General features: G+C 64.6%; 15 protein-coding genes. 6 read left to right on the top strand and 9 right to left on the bottom strand.

Annotation, left to right across the window (positions count from 1 at the left end):
* Positions 1-55: 55 nt before the first annotated feature.
* The gene (sucD, locus tag B5D37_RS08960) at positions 56-931 is read right to left on the bottom strand and encodes a succinate--CoA ligase subunit alpha (RefSeq protein ID WP_078758397.1); all 876 of its coding nucleotides are present in this window, start codon (positions 929-931) and stop codon (positions 56-58) included.
* Between the two features lie 105 nt (positions 932-1,036).
* Complete coding sequence (gene sucC, locus B5D37_RS08955) at positions 1,037-2,203, bottom strand: ADP-forming succinate--CoA ligase subunit beta (RefSeq protein WP_078758396.1); 1,167 nt, start codon at positions 2,201-2,203, stop codon at positions 1,037-1,039.
* A 240-nt stretch (positions 2,204-2,443) separates the two neighbouring features.
* On the opposite strand from sucC, the gene B5D37_RS08950 reads away from it, so the two are divergent.
* Complete coding sequence (locus B5D37_RS08950; protein WP_200809219.1) at positions 2,444-4,126, top strand: sensor histidine kinase; 1,683 nt, start codon at positions 2,444-2,446, stop codon at positions 4,124-4,126.
* A 48-nt stretch (positions 4,127-4,174) separates the two neighbouring features.
* Positions 4,175-4,522, top strand: coding sequence for a DUF3817 domain-containing protein (locus B5D37_RS08945; protein ID WP_078758394.1), 348 nt, complete (start codon positions 4,175-4,177; stop codon positions 4,520-4,522).
* 6 nt (positions 4,523-4,528) lie between these two features.
* Here the strand turns inward: B5D37_RS08945 and B5D37_RS08940 are convergent, their stop codons facing one another.
* The 6 genes from B5D37_RS08940 to B5D37_RS08915 form a co-directional block, all read right to left on the bottom strand.
* Entirely contained in the window at positions 4,529-5,179 is a 651-nt protein-coding gene (locus tag B5D37_RS08940) for a hypothetical protein (RefSeq protein ID WP_143814237.1), read from the bottom strand.
* Positions 5,180-5,298: 119 nt separating this feature from the next.
* Positions 5,299-5,937, bottom strand: coding sequence for a hypothetical protein (locus B5D37_RS08935; protein WP_078758392.1), 639 nt, complete (start codon positions 5,935-5,937; stop codon positions 5,299-5,301).
* 65 nt (positions 5,938-6,002) lie between these two features.
* Positions 6,003-6,689: an SH3 domain-containing protein gene (locus B5D37_RS08930; protein WP_143814236.1), complete on the bottom strand. Its 687-nt coding sequence runs from the start codon at positions 6,687-6,689 to the stop codon at positions 6,003-6,005.
* Between the two features lie 432 nt (positions 6,690-7,121).
* Positions 7,122-7,553, bottom strand: coding sequence for a hypothetical protein (locus B5D37_RS08925; protein WP_143814235.1), 432 nt, complete (start codon positions 7,551-7,553; stop codon positions 7,122-7,124).
* Positions 7,554-7,713: 160 nt separating this feature from the next.
* Positions 7,714-8,547 carry a hypothetical protein gene (locus B5D37_RS15065; RefSeq protein ID WP_143814234.1) on the bottom strand — a complete coding sequence of 278 codons (834 nt, stop codon included), beginning with the start codon at positions 8,545-8,547 and terminating at the stop codon, positions 7,714-7,716.
* Positions 8,540-11,515 carry a type VI secretion system Vgr family protein gene (locus tag B5D37_RS08915; protein WP_078758388.1) on the bottom strand — a complete coding sequence of 992 codons (2,976 nt, stop codon included), beginning with the start codon at positions 11,513-11,515 and terminating at the stop codon, positions 8,540-8,542. Before B5D37_RS08915 ends, B5D37_RS15065 begins: the two co-directional genes overlap by 8 nt.
* Before the next feature lie 142 nt (positions 11,516-11,657).
* Between B5D37_RS08915 and B5D37_RS08910 the strand changes: the two genes are divergently transcribed.
* The 4 genes from B5D37_RS08910 to pilB all read left to right on the top strand — a co-directional run bounded on the left by B5D37_RS08910 (position 11,658) and on the right by pilB (position 16,295).
* Positions 11,658-13,073: a sigma-54-dependent transcriptional regulator gene (locus B5D37_RS08910; RefSeq protein ID WP_078758387.1), complete on the top strand. Its 1,416-nt coding sequence runs from the start codon at positions 11,658-11,660 to the stop codon at positions 13,071-13,073.
* Between the two features lie 243 nt (positions 13,074-13,316).
* Positions 13,317-13,736 carry a pilin gene (locus B5D37_RS08905; protein ID WP_078758386.1) on the top strand — a complete coding sequence of 140 codons (420 nt, stop codon included), beginning with the start codon at positions 13,317-13,319 and terminating at the stop codon, positions 13,734-13,736.
* A 320-nt stretch (positions 13,737-14,056) separates the two neighbouring features.
* Positions 14,057-14,395: a pilin gene (locus tag B5D37_RS08900; RefSeq protein ID WP_143814233.1), complete on the top strand. Its 339-nt coding sequence runs from the start codon at positions 14,057-14,059 to the stop codon at positions 14,393-14,395.
* Between the two features lie 172 nt (positions 14,396-14,567).
* Complete coding sequence (gene pilB / locus B5D37_RS08895; RefSeq protein WP_078758385.1) at positions 14,568-16,295, top strand: type IV-A pilus assembly ATPase PilB; 1,728 nt, start codon at positions 14,568-14,570, stop codon at positions 16,293-16,295.
* Positions 16,296-16,519: 224 nt separating this feature from the next.
* Here pilB and B5D37_RS08890 read toward each other — a convergent pair.
* Positions 16,520-16,791: integrase core domain-containing protein (locus B5D37_RS08890; protein WP_143814232.1), on the bottom strand; the 272-nt coding region annotated here is incomplete at its 5' end.

The raw sequence follows: 16,791 nt of genomic DNA, 5'->3' as shown, positions 1-16,791 counted from the left end.
CCACCCGGAGGTGGCCTTTCCACGACTGCACGCCGCCGCAGCGGCGCCGGCCGGATTACTTCGCCAGGCGCTTGGCGATCGCTTCGCCCAGGTCGCCGGGCGACTTCACGGTGGTCACGCCCGCCTTTTCCATCGCGGCGAACTTGCCTTCCGCGGTACCGGCACCGGCCGAGGCGATCGCACCGGCGTGGCCCATGCGCTTGCCCTTCGGGGCGCTGGCGCCGGCGATGAAGCCGACCACCGGCTTGGTGACGTACTGGCTGATGAATTCGGCCGCCTCTTCCTCGGCGCCGCCACCGATCTCGCCGACCATGATGATGCCTTCGGTCTGCTCGTCGTCCTGGAACAGCTTGAGCGCATCGATGAAGCTGGTGCCATTGATGGGGTCGCCACCGATGCCGATGACCGTCGACTGACCCAGGCCCGCCGCGGTGGTCTGCTTCACGGCTTCATAGGTCAGCGTGCCGGAGCGCGAGACGATGCCGATGCTGCCCTTCTGGTGGATGTGGCCCGGCATGATGCCGATCTTGCACTCGCCCGGGGTGATCACGCCGGGGCAGTTCGGCCCGATCAGGACCACGTCGTCGTAGTCGCGCAGCACGTTCTTCACGCGCAGCATGTCCAGCACCGGGATGCCCTCGGTGATGCAGACGATGACGGTGATGCCGGCGTCGGCCGCCTCGAGGATGGCGTCAGCCGCGAACGGCGGCGGCACGTAGATGACCGAGGCGTTGGCGCCGGTCTCGTCGACCGCATCGCGCACGGTGTTGAACACGGGCAGCCCGAGGTGCTCGGTGCCGCCCTTGCCCGGCGTCACGCCGCCCACGACCTTGGTGCCGTAGTCGAGCATCTGCTCGGCGTGGAAGGTGCCCTGCGAGCCGGTGAAGCCCTGCACGATCACCTTGGTGTTCTTGTTGATCAGAACGCTCATTAGATTGGATCCCTTGTCCTGTAGGAGCGGCTTCAGCCGCGATCACGACCGGTCGCCCGGGCCGTTTCACGATCGGGGCTGAAGCCCCTCCTACAAAAGCGAATGTTAGGCGGCGGAAACGGCGGCGACGGCCTTGCGGGCGCCGTCGTTGATGTCGTCGGCCGGGGTGATGGCCAGGCCGGAGTTCTTCAGCAGCTCCTTGCCGGCATCCACGTTGGTGCCTTCCAGGCGCACGATCACCGGAACCTTGACGTCGACTTCCTGCACCGCGGCGATGATGCCCTCGGCGATCATGTCGCAGCGCACGATGCCGCCGAAGATGTTGACGAAGATCGCCTTCACCTTGTCGCTCGACAGGATCAGCTTGAAGGCCTCGGTCACGCGCTCCTTGTTGGCGCCGCCACCGACATCCAGGAAGTTGGCCGGCGAGCCACCCTCCAGCTGGATGACGTCCATGGTCGCCATCGCCAGGCCGGCGCCGTTGACCATGCAGCCGATGTTGCCGTCCATCGTGACGTAGTTGAGGTCGTGCTGGCTGGCCTTGACCTCGGTTTCGTCCTCCTGGCGGATGTCGCGCATGGCGACCAGGTCCGGGTGGCGGAAGGCGGCGTTGTCGTCGGAGTTGACCTTGCCATCGAGCACGGCCAGGTTGCCGTTGGTCAGGATCGCCAGCGGGTTGAGCTCGACCAGGGCCAGGTCCTTCTCGTGGAACAGCTTGAACAGGCCCATCATGATCTTGGTCAGCTGGCCCGCCTGCTTGGCGTTGAGCCCCAGGTCGAAGCCCAGCGCGCGGCACTGGTAGGGCTGCAGCCCCTCGACGTAGTTGACGTTGATGGTCTTGATCGCGTCGGGGTTGTCCTTGGCGACCTGCTCGATCTCCACGCCACCCTCGGCCGACGCGATGAACGTCACCGACTGGGTGTCGCGATCCACCAGCACCGACAGGTACAGCTCCTTGTCGATGTCGGTGCCTTCGGAGATCAGCACCGAGTCGATCGGCAGCGCCACGCCGGCGGACTGGTAGGTCTCCATCTTCGTGCCGAGCATGGCCGCGGCGTACTGCTTCACTTCGTCGAAGTTCTTGGCCAGCTTGACGCCGCCGGCCTTGCCGCGGCCGCCCGCGTGGATCTGGGCCTTGACCACCCAGAGATCACCGGGGATCGACTTGGCGGCCTCGACGGCCTCTTCCGGCGTGCGGGCGATGCGCCCGGCCGGCACTGCGATGCCATAGTCGGCAAACAGCTTCTTTGCCTGGTATTCGTGGAAATTCATGCGTCACCGAGGGGAGTTGAAGACGTCCCACGCGGAGGCGACCGGCGAGCGGCGCGGGCGCGAGGGGGCCGGGCATTGTCGCCCATTGCGGCCCCCCCGGCAAAATTGCCCTTTGTCGCCGCCCCCGAAGACGTCACACGTGGCTCTGTAGGAGCGGCTTCAGCCGCGATCGACAGGCGGTACGCCCGCGCCGGTTCCATGATCGCGGCTGAAGCCGCTCCTACAAAGGCGGGGGGATCGATGCCTATACTCCGGTCGGGGCCCACTTCCCGGGGATACCGCTTGCCGACCACCATCGCCGCTCCGCTGGACGACGCCGACACCGCCCTGCGCAGGGAGCTGTACTTCTTCACCCTGTACCGCCTGCTCGAAGCAGCCATGCTGGTGCTGGTGCTGTTCGGTCCCGTCGCCGACCTCATCGGCCCGCCCCGCCACGACCTGCTGGCACGCGTCGTCGCCGTCTCCTACTTCGTCTTCGCCGCGGCGCTGTTCGCCCTGGGTCGGCGCGGCGAACTACGGACCCAGGCCCTGGCCGGCGTTGCGGTGGACCTCGTGGCGGGCATCCTCGCCATCCATGCCATCCCCGCCGCGGGCGCCGGCATCGCCCTGATGCTGATGTTCAACGTGGGGGCCGCCGCGCTGCTCCTGCCGGCGCGCTTCGGCCTCAGCGTGTCGGTGGCCGCGGCGCTGGCGCTGGTGGGGGAGCACGTATGGAGCATGGTTGTCGACGACAGCGGACGGTTGCTGGCCGAGCCGATCATGTTCGCAATCGGCTTCTTGGCGATCGCGACCCTGACCAGCGTCCTCGGCCGGCAGATGCGTTCCAGCTATGAACTGGCCGAACGCCGCGGCGCCGAAACCGCACACCTGGTGGAGGTCAACGAGCTGATCATCCGCCGCCTGCGCACGGGCGTATTGCTGGTGGACGGCGACAACCGGGTACGGCTGGCGAACGAGGCGGCGACGCTGTTGCTGGGAGACGCCGGGGATGGACACCGTGACCTCGGGGTCGCGATTCCCGAGCTGGCCCGCCGTCTGGCCGCGTGGCGGCAGGACGGCAAAGCAGACGAGAGTCCACTGCAGATCGCCCCGGACCAGCCGGAAGTGGTGCCCCGCTTCACCCGGCTGCTGGCCGGCAGCGAGCAGACGCTGATCTTCCTGGACGACACCTCGCTGGTATCGCGCCGCGCCGAGTCGATGACGCTGGCGACCCTGGGACGATTTTCCGCCAGCCTCGCCCACGAGATCCGCAACCCGTTGGCCGCCATCAACTACGCGGTGCAACTGCTGGAGGAGTCCGACGATATCCCCACCGCCGACCGCCGCCTGCTTGAGATCGTGCGGCAACAGGGCGCACGGATGAACGGCATCGTCGAGAACGTGCTGGGCCTGGCCCGGCGCGAAACCGCCAAGCCGGAATACGTGGAACTGGTCGCGCTGGCCCGGCACTTCGTCGACGACTACCGCGCCGGCCACCCGCTGGAAAACGACAGCCTGCGCTCCACCGCCAGCAAACCGCAGATCGCCACGCTGATCGATCCGCGCCAGCTGCACCAGATCCTCACCGTGCTGGTGCACAACGCCCTCACCTACGGCCGCCTCCCCGGGGAGCCCGCCCAGGTGACGCTCAACGTACATGTCGACGAACACCAGCAACCGGTGATCGACGTCATCGATCGGGGCCCGGGCATCCCGGAGCGGGTCGCACAACAGTTGTTCCGCCCCTTCTTCACCACCTCCGGCCACGGTACCGGCCTGGGGCTCTACATCGCCCGCGAACTCTGTCGGGCCAACCAGGCCACGCTCGACTTCATCCCGCTGCCGGGGGGTGGCAGTTGCTTCCGGGTCAGGATGACCGCGACGGCGGCACGCCCGGAGCGCGAGGACGAGCGGCGTCCCGTTGCGGCACGCTCGCGCCGCTGACCGGCTACCTGTAGGGTGCCGCCTCGCATCCGCGCCACCAGGGACTCCATGGACAACGACCACTTCACCCGCGCCGGCCGCTGGTTCGCCATCGCCGCCTTCATCGAAGCCTTCACCTGGGCCGGCCTGCTGGTCGGGATGGTGCTCAAGTACGGCACCGGCACCACCGACCTGGGGGTGTGGCTGTTCGGGCGGCTGCACGGTGCCGCCTTCCTGTTCTACCTGGTGGTGACCCTGGGCGTGGCCCACCGCCTGAAGTGGCCGCTGTGGGCCGCCGTGCTCGCGTTGCTCGCCGCCATCCCGCCGCTTGTGACCTGGCCGCTGGAGGTGTGGTTCAAGCGGAGGGGGTTGCTGTCGGACAAGGCGGCGAAGAGCAGTCCGCACGGTCGCGGTTGAGCTGCTTCAAGCATCAACAGGCAGTGCCACGAGATCTTCGCAAAACGGCGGACTGCGGCGTGGCGTTTCAAGCACGCCCACGATATCCGAGCCGGAATAGGTGAAGTACTCGAGTTCAACCGAGCAGCGTCGGATGCCCGCGGGCGTCAGCAGACTGGTGACATGCCGGCCCCAGCCTTCGTCCCAGAGAATCTCGGTCGCCCTGTAGGACCGGCGTGGCTTACCGTCAGGTCCATACTCGACCAGCGCCGCGGCGTAACCGGTCATGATTTCTTCGTCCCCGCGCGAGGAATAGGCGAACACCACCCCCGACAGGCCCGGAAGATTGACCACCTGCACCGGTTTGGGAGGATCCCGCATACCGGAATCGTTGAGAAACATGTTTTCGCCAGGCAGCCGCGCCGGCGGCTCGCAACTGGTTGAGATCGAGCGGATGTCGCTCCACTCATCCTTGCTCCCGCCACGCTCGACGGTTCCGCCGCCGGTAATTTGCTCGATGTCGAGCGTCAGAGAACTTGCACGCGGAGCGGCCTGCAGCTCGTCCAAACAAGTTGCTGTCGTCGCCCGGCCCTCACTGCAGCCAGTCAACGTCAGAGCGGGAAGAATCACCGCAGTGATCCCGACCATCTTCTTTGCATTGCTCCACCGAAATTCCATTTGGGTCACCCTCTCCTAGATTGCCCACACTGGCGCTGCGCGGAGTAGGCCAGATCACTCAGGTGTCGGAGCCGTATCACGCTCCAAACTCGGCACAATCACCTCGCGTGCATCGCGTGTTACCAGTTCTCTGAGTCTTCCCACTCAGCTCCAAGCTGTTCTGCAGTAAGGGAGAAGACGTTCGCCTCAAGCAGGGTTATGTAGCTTCTGCGGTTATGCCGGCCCGGGGGGTCACAATGCCGCAGGTTCCGGTAACTCCAGACCGGACCATCTGCGGGCGGCTGGCTCGACCCCACAACTTGTGCGGCCGTGATGCGTTCTTCGAGAAGGTTGACTGTTCGACCATCAGAACCCCGCCACGTATCGTTCTCAGCCCACTCTCCGGCACAGAATTCACCAGTTCTCCTATCGAGAAGGCAGCCGGTCCGCAGATCAACGAAGTTGCAGTAGTAGCGCTCATGTCGCTGCACCTCCTCAGGTGACACGTGCAATGTGCCGCTCTCAACCTGGTGCAGCAGGACGATGTTGCCCGAGCTCGACATCGAGGCTGGGAGCTCCTGCTGAAATTCGCCGAAGCTGTGGTCGATGGTTCTGACATGCCGCCTGTCATAGTAGATTTCGACGCTGCGCTTCTTTCCATCCGCATCGCCCACGTACATAACGGTTCCACGTTTGTCGGGGCCAGCCGGCGCGGCCTCCACAGCCTCTTCTAGGCCATCGGCCGGCGTCCGACCCAATGCGGCATCTTCATCGTGCATGGGCACACTCCCACTACACCCCGCTGTCGCCACAGCGATACCGACAAGCAGGTGGCGGGACGCAATCATTGCAGTTTCTGCCTCAGCGGTTTCTTGGCGTCGCCCGAGATTGTTGATCGAGCGCGGCAGTGACGCATCGCGGCAGCCCCAATGTCACCCAGCTCCTCGGGCAACAGCCATCCCTCCGAGCCGTCCGGAGCTTGCACTTGCACCCAGTGTTGATCGAAGGGCTCTTCCTCGCTGATCGAAAGCACACGCACTTCGCCCTGAACTCTTCCGGTCGTATCCCCGCGGGGCGACTCACGCAGCGACCGAACAGAGTCGATTACGACTCTTGCCTCGCCACACTCTGGAAGTCCAAGGAATATGATGGCCTCTTCCATCGCCCCGTCCTGCCGCCACTCACTAAACCTGCTGAAGTCCCGGTTCAAGGGCTCCTGCCGGCTTAACTTTCGCAGGCCGCGCTCCTCATCGGGCAGGTAAGTTGTTATGTGCGAAAAGGGGCCGTCACGTCGCACGGTCCGCAACGTCCCATCAGGCTCGGAAACCGGGTTGCAGAACACATCGTCGTACTGGTGATAGGTCGCACCTCTCGGCAACCACAGCTCATAGCAGCTGCCCGACGCTGAAGAGAACAGCTCGACCAGGATCTCGCTCTCTCCATCGCCAGTCAGATCACCAGCCAGCACATGAGTGTCAGGGAAATCGAGCGCCGAGAGCAGGTGCGTGCGACCGGCCTCGGCGACTTCCACCTGGTCATTCCGCCTCGATAGCTCTGCAGTCCGTGTAGCGGACAAGCGCACGGTTGTCGGCACTTCAAGGGTGTACCGAGACAGCTCACCCCGTGGGCCAATGCCCTCTTGTTGCGCCGTGCTGGAACACGAAGTGGCGACAATTAGCAACAGCAAGCTATAGCGCATCGGCTTCGCGGCTGAGAGAGCTGTCTTCAAGCTGAAAACGGTCAAGTGCGGAGCCCATGCGCCAGAACCAACACGTGGAATCCACGGCCTGAACTGGCCGTTGTGGGCCGCCGTGCTTGCGCTGTTCGCCGCCATTCCGCCGCTGTGACCTGGCCGCTGGAGGTGTGGTTCAAGCGGCGGGGGTTGCTGTCGGGGGCCGTGTTGAACACTACCGCACCCGATAAACGTTGAACTGACTGGGCGAGGGGAAAGCCGAAGTGCAACTCAAGGATCGGCTCGCCTGAGCGTCCGTGGGTCGACCACGGCTCCGGGAGCAAGGTACGTCTTAGTTCCTATCAGGCGATCGCCCGAGTACACCAACGTCGGAATAACCAGCTCGTCGCCCGCACCCCCAGGATTGTGCAGCGGCACTGGGTCTGGAGCGTTACCCTCGACATGTTCCAAGCCCGCGAACACAGCATCCCAGATGCTGTCATTCAGCGACGCAGGGCGGGCGAACTTCAGCTCTACTCCGCGCCAAACCGGCTCTGCTTTTCCCAGTGAACCGGCCATATCTATGGACAGGCTAAGAGCCCAGCGGGCCTCCAGCTCTGGAGTGACGGGCACCAACACCATTTGCCTGCTGCCACCAAACCTCTCCCTCACGAGCAACGGGCCCAGAGATGGGTTTTCGTCTAGGTACACGTCATAGGTCATGGCGCCGTCGTCCACGCCAGACGCCACAGTTGTCCTCCTCCCTCCATCCAGACGCACCAGATCTCCGTCAGCCGAAATTACGTACGAAGAATGAGGCGTCGACGTACATCCACAGAAGGCGGAGGCGACAAGAGTGGCTGTGAGGATTGCCTTTGAGAAGCTATTCACTCGCGGGGCACCTCGTGCTGTGGAGGAGTTCCAAGAACTTCTCCGCATACTCGGCAATGATGTGGGCCTTATCTAGTCCGTTGATGATTCTTCTTGCTCCATAGAAATCGCTCTGTCCGTCGCCCAAGTAGTCGTCCAACTTCCGACCAGTGAATCGGCCCTCTACCATGCCGATCACCATGATCTTGAGCGCCGTTTCCCACTCCATTGCTGCATCCGGCGAGGCGACCAGGTCAACGCCCGCGATAGAGCTGAAGCTTTCGTAATTGGAACGCCAAGTGATCTGGATGAAGCCCCGCCCCCTGAACTTGAATCCATCCCCCACGTCAATGTTTCCATGCCTGCGCGCATAGGTCGGCCTGCGGGCCGTTGGTCCTACCCCGTAATGGACCTCAGCACTCGCGTAGGAGATCCGTTCGATGGTGGGTCCAAAGAACACGCCCCGCATGAAGTCATATGCCTCCACACGCACCGTAGCAAGCATGTAAGCGATCTGATCGAGTCGACAACCTGCAACGGGAACGAAGTGTTGCTTTATTCCCCCAAGCAGCTTCTCGAGGTTGGATAGTGATTCGGAGTTGAGCGGAGGCAGTCGGGATTTTGATGATCCCTCACGCTCGTACCAGCCAAAGTGCAGCGAGTGTTCGTCGCGGTAGAGATCGAGGAATTTCTGCTCGTCAAAGCACGTGCATCGCTGCCCAATGATGATCGAGACCGGCTCCTGGTTCGCTGTTGGCGTGAGCGTTGTACTTGCGACCCAACTCTCCCGGCCTGAGTCGAAGCTGCTCTGTAGCCGTCGCCCTGCCACAGGCATCTCGCTATCCATTCTCAGCACCTCCACGGGCTTCTGCAATCCGGATCTGGACGCGCTCTCGCGCCATGGACCGCTGGAGAGCTAGGCCTCCTTTCTCACACGTTGTACCGCGAATCACTGCCCCGTCAGCCCTTATGATCTCGTATGACATGCCTGCCGCGACAGAACCATCCGGAAGTTGGACGAAGTAGCGATCATCAAATCGCGACTCCGGCCACGAGTTCATCTCCCGCGACAACTGCGCCGGCCCAACGAAGGACTTCTTCCCCGCCTGCACCCGTATCTCCCCGGGGCACGCCACAGTCATGTTGCCGCCTTCGATCGTGATGCTCGCCCCGCCCGCCGTGGCGAGGTGCACGGTTTTGCCGGCGGCCAGTTCGACCTCGGCATTGGCACTCACCACCTTTAGCCCGTCCCGCGCCTTGAGGTTTGCGTCGCCATTCTGAGCTTGCAGGGCGAGTTCGCCCTCCGCGGTGACCAGCGCTAAGTTGTGGCCCGTCGCGCTGCTCGCACTTTCGACCGCGCCGGCCAGCCAACCGATCGCCTGCCCGGCATGGAGACGCAAATCCCCCGCGACCGCCAGGTTGCTGTCGGCCCCACTCATGACCGTCAGCGTTTCGCCGGCGCTCCAATGCAGGGCCTGCCCTGCTACCAGGGCGATGCCCGCGGGGGCGGACAGGCCGAGGATGGCGTCGCGGGTATGGGGGACGCGGCCATCGCCGGCGCGGGTCGCGCCGTCGGGGGCCTGGGCGATGGCCGCGTCATAGCGGGTGCCGTCAACGGTGGTCGCGGCGCTGGCAGCAAATGCCTCGAGCGGGGGCTGGTCGTCGGCCAGGTGCGAGTGTCCCGCCCGGTCGGCACCGAGATGTGCGGCCAGTTGCACCGTCAGGTGCGTGCCGGCGATGTCGGAGAACGTCGCACCCAGCCGCTCGGCCTGGCGAAGCAGCGCGAGCTCTGGAATGTGTTCGCCGGCGGGTGCGCCGGGATCCGCGGGGTAGGCGCTGATCCACAGGCCGCGCTCGCCCCGCACCGCGCCCCACTGATCGGTGCGCAGCTCGAAGCCTTCGCCACGGAAGCTGCCCCGGAAATTGTCGGCCTGGTGGATCAGGTGGCCGAGGTTGAGCTGGCTCGCGCCGTGCGTCGTGGCGAGTTGCATCCGCAATTGGCCGTCGCTGTCGTCGAACACCAGCCGGTTGTGGCCCTCGCCGTTGAACTCCTTCGATTTGAACCCGCTCATCGCGGCAGCGTTGCGGTGGCCCTCGGCGTCGGGGCTCATGCCGTGCCACGGCGGCGCGTTGCCGCCGGCGCGGTTGCCCTGCGCACTGGGACGATGGTCCGACGCGCGCGTGAAGGCCGAGGGTTCGATTTCCGCTTCCGCGCCGCCTGGCGTTGCCGGTATCCCACCCTCGCCTTGCCCGTTGTACAGCGCGCCAACGACCAGCGGCCGGTCGATGTCGCCTTCCAGGAACGTGACCAGCACCTCCTGCCCCACGCGCGGCAGGAACTGACTGCCGACACCCGGCCCGGCGTAGCGCTGGGCGACGCGCAGCCAACACGAGTCGTCGGCAGTACCTTCGGCGCCTTCGTCGTTCTGGAAGTGGAAGCGCACCCGGATCCGCCCCAGGGCATCGCTGCTCAACTCGCCATCGCCCACCACGATGGCGGTCTGGTAGCCGGGTGCGGTCGGCCGCGGGTTCAGGCGTGCACCGGTGTCGTCCACCAGCACTGGCCGCCACGGCAGCTCACGCGGCAAGGCAACAAAAGCATTCGCATAGCCCACCGTCTGCGCCTGGGTGAGCGTTGTCTCCCACGCCATCCGTGAGATGCCATCCGCGCCCGCGGTCGCCATCGGCGGCGGATCCGGGGGAAAGTGCTCCAGTGCTCCCCGCACGGCATCAGGCAGGTTATTCACCCCCGTCTGGCGCACCGAAACCAGCAGCGCCTCTGGATGGCCATCGGTATCGATCGGCGCCTGCAGGAGGCGGAACCACTCGCCCGCGCGGAAGCTGCGCACGCAGCCCCGACCAAACCAGCGCTCGTCGGCAGCGCGACGGGCGTCGGCGAGCAAGCCCGCCTGCCGTTCGGCCGCAGCCTGGTTCGGAAACGCATAGGGGCCCGCCGGGTCGTACGCCTCGAGGGAGACGTCGACCGCCGGATTCCCCAGCGGCAGCGTGGTACCGCGGGTCCGGCCGCTCTTGTAGTCATCGCTCAACAGGGTGAGCGCGGTCGGCCCGAGGACACTGGCACTCCCGAACGCCTGGATCGTGTCGCTGGATTCGGTGGCGTCGCTCCGATGGAAGCGGATGCCACCGCCCAAAGCTGCCGTCGGATCCTCCGGACTCGCGCCACTCTGGGCAAACAGCACCATGCGATGACCCGCGGCCGCATCGGGATCTTCCTCGATCCGCCAGCCCAGCCCCTCTTCCGCCAGCAGGCGGCTGACGAAATCGAAGTCGCTCTCGCGGTACTGCACGCAGTAGCTCCGGCGCGGCGCGCCTTCGAGGAAGGGGCCAACATCATCCGAGACCTGCCAAGCCGCCCAAGGCGCATAGTCGCCGAACACCGTGCCGAGGATCTCCAGCACCCCGCGCTCCTGGAACACCCGGCTGTGCCGCCCCTGGGTCAGCAGCCAGGTCCACGGCACCAGGCAGAGCCGGTACCGGGCGAGCCCACCATCGCTGCCCAGTTGGACCGCCTCCCGCACCAGACCACTGCGGCGCAACCGCCCGCCGGTACTGGTGCGAGTCCACAAGGTCGCGTTCTGCCCGACCAGTTCGTCCAGTGGCAGGCAGGCGTCGGTCGAAAGCGCGTCGACCCACCACTCATAGCCGGCCGATAGTGATTCCCACCCCTGCCAGCGGTCCACCACGAGGCGGGCGGCCGGCATGCGGGGCAACTGGAGCGAGTAAAGCCGCTCGGAATCGCGCAGGCGCGCGAGCGCGGCGAGGGCCGCCGTGGCGACCGGGTTGAGGCTGTCCATGCCGTTTTCGATGTCTGTCCTTGACCCGCTCAAGGTACCGCGTCGGCGGCCGTTATGGAATCAGCGCGGAGCGACCGCGAGCCGGGCTTCTGCCCGTGGCTCTTCACAATCCCTTAAGGTATTGTGCGCATTGGAGGATTGGATGGCTGAGAACCGAAACGCACTCGTGGTCGACGACGAGCGGGATATCCGCGAGTTGCTGGTCATGACCCTGGGGCGCATGGGCTTGCGGTGCGACACCGCGTCCAGCCTTTCGGACGCGCGCAACCTGCTGCAGCGCAACCAGTACGATCTCTGCCTCACCGACATGCGCCTCCCGGACGGCTCCGGCATCGACCTGGTCTCCGAGATCTCCCGGAACCACCCCGACACGCCGGTCGCCATGATCACTGCGTTCGGCAACGTGGATGCCGCCGTGGAAGCCCTCAAGGCCGGGGCATTCGACTTCGTCGCCAAGCCCGTGGAGCTTTCCGTGCTGCGCGACCTTGTGCGCCACGCGCTGGAACTCGGCGATTCACCGGAGAAGACACCGGCGGCCGACGCCGTGGCATCGCGCCTGTATGGCCAGTCCCCGGCGATGACGTCGCTGCGCCAGACCATTGCCAAGGTCGCCCGCAGCCAGGCCCCGGTATACATCGCCGGCGAATCCGGCGTCGGCAAGGAGCTGGTCGCCCGCACCATCCACGCCGAGGGCGGCCGCGCAGGCGGGCCGTTCGTGCCGGTCAACTGCGGCGCCATCCCCAGCGAGCTGATGGAGAGCGAGTTCTTCGGCCACAAGAAGGGCAGCTTCACCGGCGCCCACGCCGACAAGCCCGGGCTGTTCCAGAGCGCGGACGGCGGCACCCTGTTCCTCGATGAAGTCGCCGAACTGCCGTTGCCGATGCAGGTCAAGCTGCTGCGCGCCATCCAGGAGAAGTCGATCAAGCCGGTGGGCGCCAACACCGAGGTCAGCGTCGACGTGCGCATCCTCTCGGCCACCCACAAGGACCTGGCCCCGATGGTGGCCGACGGCCGCTTCCGCCAGGACCTGTACTACCGCATCAACGTCATCGAGCTGCGCGTGCCGCCGCTGCGCGAGCGCCTCGAGGACCTGCCGGGCCTTTCTGAGAAGATCCTCGGCCGGCTCTCGAAGGACCAGGCCCGCCCCGCCCCGTCGCTGGGCGAGGACGCCGTGGCCGCCCTGCGCAACTACCCGTTCCCCGGCAACGTGCGCGAGCTGGAGAACATCCTGGAGCGCGCCTTGGCCATGGCTGATGGCGACGTGCTGACCGCGGACGATCTTCGCCTGCCGGAAATGGTGGTGCCCTCGCTGCCAACGGCTTCCACGGCACCCCAGACACCGCAGGCCGCCGCTGCCGCCAACGGCATCGACCCACGCACTATCGACCCCCGCGACACCGCCACCAGCGCCCTGCCCTCGTACATCGAGGAGATCGAGCGTGCGGCCATCCAGCACGCGCTGCAGGAAAACCGCTACAACAAGACGCGTACCGCCGCGGCTTTGGGCATTACCTTCCGGGCGCTGCGGTACAAGTTGAAGAAGCTGGGCATCGACTGAAGCCGCCGGAGTGACGTGAAGCGTCACCCTGCCGACAGCCCAACCGACCTTCTGCGTCACCCTTCGCTGCCGTACCCGCCAAGAACCGTGACGCCGGTTTCACTCCGATGATGCGAGGCAAGGATGGCCGGAGTTGGCACGGGTCATGCGTAGTCTTACAGGCACGTGCCACGAGCACGGCAGCCCGAGGACCGGAAAACCGGCTCGAAGGCACGTGAGATCAACCACTCCTAGGGGAACACCATGAAGAACCAGAAGGGCTTTACGCTTATCGAACTGATGATCGTCGTCGCGATCATCGCCATCCTGGCCGCCATTGCTCTGCCGGCTTACCAGGACTACACCGTCCGCTCGCGCGTTGCCGAGGGTATGGGCCTGGTGTCCGCTGCCAAGGTGACTGTGGTGGAGAACGCTTCCACCGGAAACCCGCTCGCGAGCGGCTACATCGCGCCGACCGCCACCGTGAACACGGATTCCGTCGCCATTGCCGCAAACGGAGTCATCACGCTGGATACCAGCACGCGCGCCGGCGACGGCACGATCGTTTTCACTCCTTCGCCGGCCCTGGTGGCTGGACCCCCCCCGGCTACCAATGTCACGTGGCAGTGCAAGACCGGTGGCACCTTGGCACAGAAATATCGTCCTGCCGAATGCCGCAACTAAGCAGCTGCTTTTTGCTCGCTGTGTGGAAAGCCCCGGCAATATAGCCGGGGCTTTTTTATTTTTGGTGCCCAGATTGAGCAATGAAGCATCAGTTCCGCCGCAGAGTTCTAATCAAGGCGCTCCTCTGCACCCTCACGAGGTATCGCACGGGGCCATAGGCCCACGGCTCGCCGCGAAACGGGAGGACCTGAATTCCTAATCGCGGCCATTGCGCAACTTCCTCGTGAAGTGCGCGCTGGATTGCCGCGGAATCGGGGACGGAATTGGCATGATCTTTGCTGAACTATGTTTGATCATTCACTAACCGGGGGGGGGTGACGATGAAACGCGCTTCGGGGTTCACGTTGATCGAGCTCATGGTCGTTGTGGCGATCATTGCCATTCTCGCGGCCATTGCCTTGCCCGCCTATCAGGACTACGCCGTCAGGGCGAGGGTCGCCGAAGCCATTGTCTTGGCGAGCGGCGCGAAGGCGACTGTGACCGAGAACGTCAACAACGCGAATGCACTCACAGCAGCCGCTTGCAGCGGTGTCCCCGTTTTAGCCACTGCGACGAAGAACGTTGCGAGCTTCGGCTGCGGGGGATTGGGCGTGTTGACCGTGACCACCACTGCCAAAGCAGGATCGGTAACACGGCCTTGGCTCCGTCATACAGCGTGAACGGACCCGTTGTATGGGCTTGTCAACACATCTCAGGCGAAGACAAGCACGTACCATCTACCTGTAGATCCTAAAATCACGACGGAACTGCTGCCTACGGCAACAGTTCCGTCAACATCGTTGTTCCGGTCCAGTCCGCCGCAGTTGAGGCGTGAACGGCAAGAGGCGCTCCATGAACGCAGTTGTTTCCGCAAACCTCGTAGGCATCACGGGTATCGCCCGTCGACTGGTGGTCGACGGGGCGCTTGAGGAAGGCAAGGCCCGGGAGGCCATGGCTGCCGCTGCGGCTGAAAAGAAGCCGATAGCAAGTTATCTGGTGAGCCAGCGCTTGGTCACTCCGGCGCAATTGGCCGCCGCGAACTCCATCGAGTTCGGTGTGCCATTGCTCGATCCGTCTGTGCTTGATCCGGAACAGACGGCCATCAAGCTCGTCAAGGAGGAGTTGCTCCGCAAGCACTGCGTGCTCCCACTTTTCAAGCGTGGCAACCGTCTCTTCGTAGGCATCAGCGACCCGACTAACACCCAGGCGTTGGACGAGATCAAGTTCCAGGCCAACCTGGCGGTTGAAGCCATTCTGGTGGATGAGGACAGTATCCGGCGACACATCGATCGCTGGCTGGAATCTGCCGACGCCTTGGGCGACAGCATGGGCGCGGATGACGAGGGGCTTGAGAACCTCGATGTCGGTAAGGAAGAGGACAGCTCCGGCGACAGTGGTGTCGATACGAAGACGGATGACACGCCCGTCGTCAAGTTTGTCAACAAGGTGCTTGTCGACGCCATCCGGCGTGGCGCGTCAGACATTCACTTCGAACCTTATGAAACCGAGTACCGGGTGCGCTTACGTATCGACGGCCTCCTGAAGCAGGCCGCCAAGGTCCCAGTGAAGCTGCAGCCGCGGATATCAGCGCGCCTGAAGGTGATGGCGCAACTGGATATCGCCGAGAAACGCGTACCGCAAGATGGGCGCATCAAGCTCAACCTCAGCAAGACCAAGCAGATCGACTTCCGCGTGAGCACGCTACCAACGCTGTTCGGCGAAAAGATCGTGCTCCGCATCCTGGACAGCAGCGCCGCCAAGCTGGGCATTGAGAAGCTTGGCTACGAGGATGACCAGCAGGAGCTGTACCTGCAGGCCATCGCGAAGCCGTACGGCATGGTGTTGGTCACGGGGCCGACCGGCTCAGGCAAGACTGTGTCGCTGTACACCGCATTGAACATCCTCAACGACGAGACGCGCAATATTTCCACTGTCGAAGACCCAGTGGAAATCCGCGTCCCTGGCATCAACCAGGTGCAGATGAACGTCAAGCGCGGGATGACGTTTGCCGCTGCACTACGGAGTTTTTTGCGACAGGATCCGGACGTGATCATGGTCGGCGAGATCCGCGATCTGGAAACGGCGGAAATCGGAATCAAAGCGGCACAGACTGGGCACATGGTGTTGTCGACGCTGCACACGAATGACGCACCGCAGACCATCGCGCGTCTGATGAACATGGGTGTCGCTCCGTTCAACATCACGTCCTCTGTGACGCTGGTCGTCGCCCAGCGCTTAGCCCGGCGGCTCCATGACTGCAAGCGGGAGATCCAACTGCCGGAGCACGCACTGCTGGCCGAGGGATTCACGGCGGAGGAGATTACCCTTCCAGACTTTCGCATCTACGAGCCGGTGGGGTGTCCGGACTGCACGGAAGGTTACAAAGGGCGCACCGGCATCTATCAGGTGATGCCGATGAGCGATGAGATTCAGGAAATTGTCTTGGCCGGCGGCAACGCCATGCAGATTGCCGAGGCCGCGCAGAGGGCTGGTGTTCGGGACCTCCGGCAATCCGCCCTTTTGAAGGTCCGGCGGGGCATAACAAGCCTGGCAGAGATCAACCGGGTGACCAAGGACTAAGGAGCTGCCTATCGCACCCCCGGCTGAATGGGCCGAGAGCCGCGGCGCGGAGGGTGCAGCTGTGACCGCGGTTGCTATCCCGACACGCAAGGGCAGGATATGCTGGTACGCGGCATGTTGGGCCTCCTGGTCCGGCGGCCGCGACGTCGTGGTGGGGAGCCACGGCTGACGTCGGGGGAGGTGCGCAGTCTTTGCGTGCCGATTTGCTGCAATGGCTAAAAGTTCTAGGTGTGTAAACCCAGCACGTTGTTCAGCGGGATGCGGGTAATGGGCGGCTTGTAGCCAAGACTGGCGTGTAGCCGATGCCAGTTGTAGTGGTGCAGCCAGCCCGGGAGGGCGCCTGCGCGCTGTTCGGAGTTGGCATAGGAGCGTGCGTAGGCCCATTCGCGCAGGCAGGTCTGGACCAGCCGCTCGGCCTTGCCGTTGGTACGCGGGGTATAGGGGCGCGTGCGCAGGTGGCGCATGCCGAGCCGGTGGACCAGGCGGCGGAAGCTGC

This window comes from Lysobacter spongiicola DSM 21749, assembly GCF_900167055.1.
Taxonomy (GTDB): Bacteria; Pseudomonadota; Gammaproteobacteria; order Xanthomonadales; family Xanthomonadaceae; genus Novilysobacter; species Novilysobacter spongiicola.
Note: the sequence above shows the minus strand (reverse complement) of the source record. Positions and strands in the feature narration are given on the sequence as shown.

Bases quoted from the DNA above. Each gene is read 5' to 3' on its own strand.
- B5D37_RS08945 (WP_078758394.1), top strand. From the start codon at position 4,175: ATGGACAACGACCACTTCACCCGCGCCGGCCGCTGGTTCGCCATCGCC.
- sucC (WP_078758396.1), bottom strand. From the start codon at position 2,203: ATGAATTTCCACGAATACCAGGCAAAGAAGCTGTTTGCCGACTATGGC.
- B5D37_RS08935 (WP_078758392.1), bottom strand. From the start codon at position 5,937: ATGCACGATGAAGATGCCGCATTGGGTCGGACGCCGGCCGATGGCCTA.
- sucD (WP_078758397.1), bottom strand. From the start codon at position 931: ATGAGCGTTCTGATCAACAAGAACACCAAGGTGATCGTGCAGGGCTTC.
- B5D37_RS08950 (WP_200809219.1), top strand. From the start codon at position 2,444: ATGCCTATACTCCGGTCGGGGCCCACTTCCCGGGGATACCGCTTGCCG.
- B5D37_RS08925 (WP_143814235.1), bottom strand. From the start codon at position 7,553: ATGACCTATGACGTGTACCTAGACGAAAACCCATCTCTGGGCCCGTTG.
- B5D37_RS08915 (WP_078758388.1), bottom strand. From the start codon at position 11,515: ATGGACAGCCTCAACCCGGTCGCCACGGCGGCCCTCGCCGCGCTCGCG.
- pilB (WP_078758385.1), top strand. From the start codon at position 14,568: ATGAACGCAGTTGTTTCCGCAAACCTCGTAGGCATCACGGGTATCGCC.
- B5D37_RS08900 (WP_143814233.1), top strand. From the start codon at position 14,057: ATGAAACGCGCTTCGGGGTTCACGTTGATCGAGCTCATGGTCGTTGTG.
- B5D37_RS08905 (WP_078758386.1), top strand. From the start codon at position 13,317: ATGAAGAACCAGAAGGGCTTTACGCTTATCGAACTGATGATCGTCGTC.
- B5D37_RS15065 (WP_143814234.1), bottom strand. From the start codon at position 8,547: ATGGATAGCGAGATGCCTGTGGCAGGGCGACGGCTACAGAGCAGCTTC.
- B5D37_RS08940 (WP_143814237.1), bottom strand. From the start codon at position 5,179: ATGGAATTTCGGTGGAGCAATGCAAAGAAGATGGTCGGGATCACTGCG.
- B5D37_RS08910 (WP_078758387.1), top strand. From the start codon at position 11,658: ATGGCTGAGAACCGAAACGCACTCGTGGTCGACGACGAGCGGGATATC.